Annotated in this window: 4 protein-coding genes; 3 read left to right on the top strand and 1 reads right to left on the bottom strand. The window is 70.6% G+C overall.

The genetic code is table 11. The features are described 5' to 3' along the window. Nucleotides 1-14: 14 nt before the first annotated feature. Nucleotides 15-1,574, bottom strand: a complete 1,560-nt coding sequence (locus tag ACRDP3_RS22620) for a SulP family inorganic anion transporter (RefSeq protein ID WP_431518833.1) — start codon at nt 1,572-1,574, stop codon at nt 15-17. Between the two features lie 696 nt (nt 1,575-2,270). Here ACRDP3_RS22620 and ACRDP3_RS22615 point away from each other — a divergent pair. The 3 genes from ACRDP3_RS22615 to proC all read left to right on the top strand — a co-directional run bounded on the left by ACRDP3_RS22615 (nt 2,271) and on the right by proC (nt 4,760). Then, nucleotides 2,271-3,044: an ABC transporter ATP-binding protein gene (locus ACRDP3_RS22615; protein ID WP_431518832.1), complete on the top strand. Its 774-nt coding sequence runs from the start codon at nt 2,271-2,273 to the stop codon at nt 3,042-3,044. Between the two features lie 64 nt (nt 3,045-3,108). After that, nucleotides 3,109-3,846: an ABC transporter permease gene (locus ACRDP3_RS22610; RefSeq protein ID WP_431518831.1), complete on the top strand. Its 738-nt coding sequence runs from the start codon at nt 3,109-3,111 to the stop codon at nt 3,844-3,846. 104 nt (nt 3,847-3,950) lie between these two features. After that, on the top strand, nt 3,951-4,760 hold the full coding sequence (gene proC, locus ACRDP3_RS22605; protein WP_431518830.1) for a pyrroline-5-carboxylate reductase: 810 nt from the start codon (nt 3,951-3,953) through the stop codon (nt 4,758-4,760). The last annotated feature ends 331 nt before the right edge of the window (nt 4,761-5,091 follow it).

Raw genomic sequence — 5,091 nt, 5'->3', positions numbered from 1 at the left:
GGGCACCCCTCGCCTCACGGCGAGGGGTGCCCGGCGCGCTCCTCGTGCGGTGAGGACGCCGTCCCGGCACGGGAGTTGTGTTCCTCCTCCCAGGCCGCCAGCGCCATTCCGCACGCGTGGTCGACGTGGCGCAGCCCCGCCAGGTTCAGTTCGACAGCGCGGTCGGCCGGCAGCGCCTCCAGCTGGTCCAGCAGCTTGGGCAGTCGCAGGAAGGTCGCGTTGCCGAGCACCCGTACGCGCAGGGGGCGGCCCGCGCCGGCCCCGCCGGCCCCGCCGGCACCTTCAGCACCGCTGTCCAAGGCCTCCGTCTCGACCTGAACGTGCGAGATCTCCCAGGCCAGCTTGACCACGGCCAGCAGCAGCCCGAGCAGCACACCTTCGAACAAGTTGGTCACCACGATCGCGATCGCGGTCACGGCGAGCACCACGGCCTCGGCGCGGTGCTTGCGCCACAGCGGCCCCAACTCGCGGACGGGGACCAGCTTCCAGCCCGCGTGCACCAGCACGCCCGCGAGCGCCGCCACCGGAATCACGCCCAGCGCCGCGGGCAGCGCCGCCACGAAGATCAGCAACCACACCCCGTGCAGCACGCGGGAGAGTTTGGTGCGCGCGCCGGCGGAGACGTTCGCCGAGCTGCGCACGATGACGGCCGTCATCGGCAGCGCGCCCAGCGCGCCGCAGATCGCGTTGCCCGCGCCCTGCGCCATCAGCTCCTTGTCGTAATCCGTACGCGGCCCGTCGTGCAGCCGGTCCACGGCCGCCGCGCTGAACAGCGACTCGGCGGAGGCGATGAGGGTGAAGGCGAGCACGGTGCCCAGCACACCGAGCGACGCGAGCGACGCGAAATCGTCGAGTCCGGGCGGCTGTACGGCCGCCATCAGCCCCTGGACCCGTACCCGGTCCACCGGCAGGCCGAAGATCCCGGTCACGGCCGTCGCCAGGGCCACCGCGGTCAGCGGCGCGGGCAGCACCCTGGCGGCCCGCTTCCACTTCGGCCAGTACACCAGCACCAGAATCGTGCCCACGCCGATACCCGTCGCGGCGAGTGTCGTGCCGGAGCCGAGCACCTCGCCCGCGAGGCCGGGAAGCCCCATGAACTTCCCCGGCCCACTGCTGGGTGCCGGCACGCCGGCCAGGGCGTAGACCTGTCCGGCGATCAGCACCAGCCCGATCCCGGCGAGCATGCCCTGCACCACCGCGACCGAGATCGCCCGGAACCAGCGACCCAGCCGCAGTGCGCCCATCGTCAGCTGAAGCACACCGGCCAGCAGCACCAGCACGCCGAGCACGCCCAGCCCGTGCGCCTGTACGGCCTCGTAGACGAGCACGGTCAGCCCGGCCGCCGGACCACTCACCTGCAAGCTGCTGCCCGGCAGGGAACCGGCGACGAGGCCGCCCACGATTCCGGTGATCAGCCCGAGTTCGGCAGGTACGCCCGACGCGACGGCGATGCCCACGCACAGCGGCAGTGCGACGAGGAAGACCACCAAGGACGCGGTGACGTCGGCCCGGAGTGTTGCTCTCCGCCGCGGCATGCGGGCGGCACGGAAGTAGGAACGCATGAAGGAACGCATGAAGCCTCCAGCCCGCCTCGCCGCACGGCTGCGCGGGGGCAGGGGTCGGTTCGCTGTGTGTGAGGTCGGGAGCGCGGTGCTGTCCTGGTCGGGCTGTCCGGCCGGATCAGCAGCGGATCACCTGATGCAGGAGGCGCAGATCGACGGGTTTCGTCCTGGATGCGGCCCGGGAGGCGGACTCACGCTGAGTGGCCGGTGACGTCGCACGGCCCGGCGTGCCCGTACGGACATCGCAATCGCACACACGTTTCAGCGGGGTGCCCGGAGTGGCGGCGTTCACCGACCGGCGTCCACCGCGTCGCGGCGGACAGGCGTCCTCCGCCGCGCCGGAGTGTTCACTCGTGGTGCCCGGGAGCCGCTCGGACGACGCGGCAGCACGCGGTCTCTCCGATGTGACCTGCGCGGAAGCGCAGTCGAGGGTGAGGACGGTGGCGAGCAGGAGGGTGACGGCGGCGACGAGTGCCCGCATGGCGTGCCTGCTCGGCCGCATCGTGATCCCTTCGGTCCGCTCTTGGGCAGGTATTCCTATTCTGTCCAAGAGCGTGCGCGAATTTGCAACTCGGCACGTGGACTCTGTGTGAACGACGACGCGCAGACGGCCGTCCTCCTGCCCCCGGTGCGCGGCGGCGTGCTGCCGTGCGCCGGAGCGACCGCAGGCGCTTGACGCGCCGTGCCGACGGGACCACAATTCATCACATGATGAATAACCCATCCGGTGAGCGGCCGGCCCCCGCCGTTCACGCCGAGGGCCTCACCGTGGTCCGCGGCGGTCGCACAGTCATCGACGACCTCACCTTCGACGTCGTCCCCGCAAGCGTCACCGGTCTGCTCGGTCCGTCGGGCTGCGGCAAGTCCTCTCTGATGCGCGCCATCGTCGGCACCCAGGCCAAGGTCACCGGCACCCTCGAGGTCCTCGGCCGGCCAGCGGGTGCCGCCGTCCTCCGTCCCCGGGTCGGCTACGTCACCCAGGACCCCTCGGTCTACGGCGACCTGACGGCACGGCAGAACCTCGACTACTACGCGGCCGTCCTCGGCATCCCCCGCCGCGAACGGGCCGGCCAGGTGACCCGCGCGCTCACCGACGTCGACCTCACCTCACACGCCGACGTCCTGACCGGAAAGCTCTCCGGCGGCCAGCACTCCCGCGTCTCCCTCGCGGTCGCCCTGCTCGGCTCACCCGAACTGCTCGTCCTCGACGAACCCACCGTCGGCCTGGACCCGGTACTCCGCCGCGACCTGTGGGACCTCTTCCACCGCCTCGCAGCCGAGCGCGGCACCACACTCCTCATCTCCTCGCACGTCATGGACGAGGCCGACCGCTGCGAAAGCCTGCTGCTCATGCGCGCGGGCCGGCTGCTGGCCGCCGGCTCGCCGGACGCGCTGCGCGCCCGTACGCATACCGAGTCCATCGAGGGCGCCTTCCTGCACCTGGTCGACAAGGCGCGCGCCGACGAGACCGCCGCCGTCTGACTCGTACGGCCGCCGAGCCGCCGCCACCGCCTCCACCCCGCGAACCCTTTCCGGAGAGCCCGCCATGAACGCGACCCGCACCCTCGCCACCGCCCGCCGAGTACTCCGCCAGCTCAGCCACGACCCACGTACGATCGCGCTCCTGCTGCTGGTGCCCGTACTGCTCCTGGTGCTGCTCTACTACGTCTTCGACGCCGACCGCCGTGCCTTCGACAGCATCGGCGCCTCTCTGCTCGGCATCTTCCCGCTGGTGACGATGTTCCTGGTCACCTCCATCGCCACCCTCCGCGAGCGCACCTCGGGCACCCTCGAACGGCTGCTGTCCATGCCCCTGGGCAAGGGCGACCTGATCCTCGGCTACGCACTCGCCTTCGGCGTGCTCGCCGTCGTCCAGGCCTCCGTCGCGACCGGAGTCGCCGTCTGGCTGCTGGACCTCGACTTCGCGGGGTCGCCCTGGCTGCTGCTGCTGATCGCTCTGCTCGACGCCCTTCTCGGCACCGCTCTGGGCCTGTTCGTGAGTGCGTTCGCCGCGTCGGAGTTCCAGGTGGTGCAGTTCATGCCCGCGGTGATCTTTCCGCAGATCCTGCTCTGCGGCCTGTTCGCCCCGCGCGACACCATGCAGCCCGTGCTGGAGTACCTCTCCAACGTGCTGCCCATGTCGTACGCGGTCGACGGCATGACCGAGGTCCTCGTGCACACCGACGCGACGGGCGACTTCGTCCGGGACGCCGTCATCGTCGCCGGCTCGGCCCTGCTGGTGCTCACCCTGGGCGCGGCCACCCTTCGACGGCGTACGGCATAGCACCCCGGATCACCAGTCGGACAGATCCGCCACGGCCACGCTCCGGTGCGAGGATGGAGCGGCAGCAGCCGCACCCGTACGCACAGGATGAAGTGAGCCGCCCCATGACCCAGCAAGTCGCCGTCCTCGGCACCGGCAAGATCGGTGAGGCCCTGCTCTCCGGGATGCTGAGGGGCGGCTGGTCACCGTCCCGCCTGCTGGTCACCGCCCGTCGTCCGGAACGCGCACAGGAACTCCGCGACCGCTACGGGGTCGAGGCCGTCAGCAACACCGACGCCGCCGAGCGAGCCGACACCCTCATCCTCACGGTCAAGCCGCAGGACATGAGCACCCTGCTCGACGAGCTGGCACCGCGCACCCCCGCGGAACGCCTGATCATCAGCGGCGCCGCCGGTCTGCCCACCTCCCTCTTCGAGGAACGGCTCCAGCCCGGTACCCCCGTCGTCCGCGTCATGACGAACACTCCCGCACTCGTGGACGAGGCCATGTCCGTCGTCTCGGCCGGCACGCACGCCACCGAGGCGCACCTCGCCCTGACCGAAGAGATCTTCAACGGCGTCGGCAAGACGCTCCGCGTGCCCGAGAGCCAACAGGACGCGGCGACCGCCCTGTCCGGCTCCGGACCCGCCTACTTCTACTTCCTCGTCGAGGCCATGACCGACGCCGGGATTCTGCTCGGGCTGCCACGGGACAAGGCGCACGACCTGATCATCCAGGCCGCGATCGGCGCCGCCACGATGCTCCGCGACAGCGGCGACCATCCGGTGACGCTGCGGGAGAACGTGACCTCCGCGGCGGGCACCACCATCAACGCGATCCGCGAACTCGAGAACCACCGCGTGCGTGCCGCCGTCATCGACGCCCTCGAGGCGGCCCGCGACCGCAGCCGTGAACTGGCGACGGGCAAGGGCTGATTCGGGAACACGGACCCGCCGCGGAGCGGGTTCGGTACCGCTCCGATCGTGGTGTAGGCTTCAACGGTTGCCGAGGGGCCGGTGTGCTCCTGCGGCAGCACTCCTGCCGTCCGACGGCAACCACTACTGCAGGATTCCCCGTTCCGCGGGGCTGGTTTTCGTGTGCCTGTTTCACGGATATCAGTTCGGTGAGGGATACCGGCCGGCTCGATTTTGAGTCGCCGGGGGAAATCGTCTAACGTAGCGGTCACGCCGGAAGGCGCCCCGCCGACGGGGAATCAGAAAGGTTATCCAGGCACGGAAACGGGCCGGAAAACAGATCTGATAGAGT

Source organism: Streptomyces sp. (assembly GCF_050698815.1).
In the GTDB taxonomy this organism is placed as follows: domain Bacteria; phylum Actinomycetota; class Actinomycetes; order Streptomycetales; family Streptomycetaceae; genus Streptomyces.
This window is presented reverse-complemented; position numbering and strand designations above follow the sequence as displayed.

Coding starts and splice junctions, on each gene's coding strand:
- ACRDP3_RS22620 (WP_431518833.1), bottom strand. CDS start 1,574: ATGCGTTCCTTCATGCGTTCCTACTTCCGTGCCGCCCGCATGCCGCGG.
- ACRDP3_RS22615 (WP_431518832.1), top strand. CDS start 2,271: ATGATGAATAACCCATCCGGTGAGCGGCCGGCCCCCGCCGTTCACGCC.
- ACRDP3_RS22610 (WP_431518831.1), top strand. CDS start 3,109: ATGAACGCGACCCGCACCCTCGCCACCGCCCGCCGAGTACTCCGCCAG.
- proC (WP_431518830.1), top strand. CDS start 3,951: ATGACCCAGCAAGTCGCCGTCCTCGGCACCGGCAAGATCGGTGAGGCC.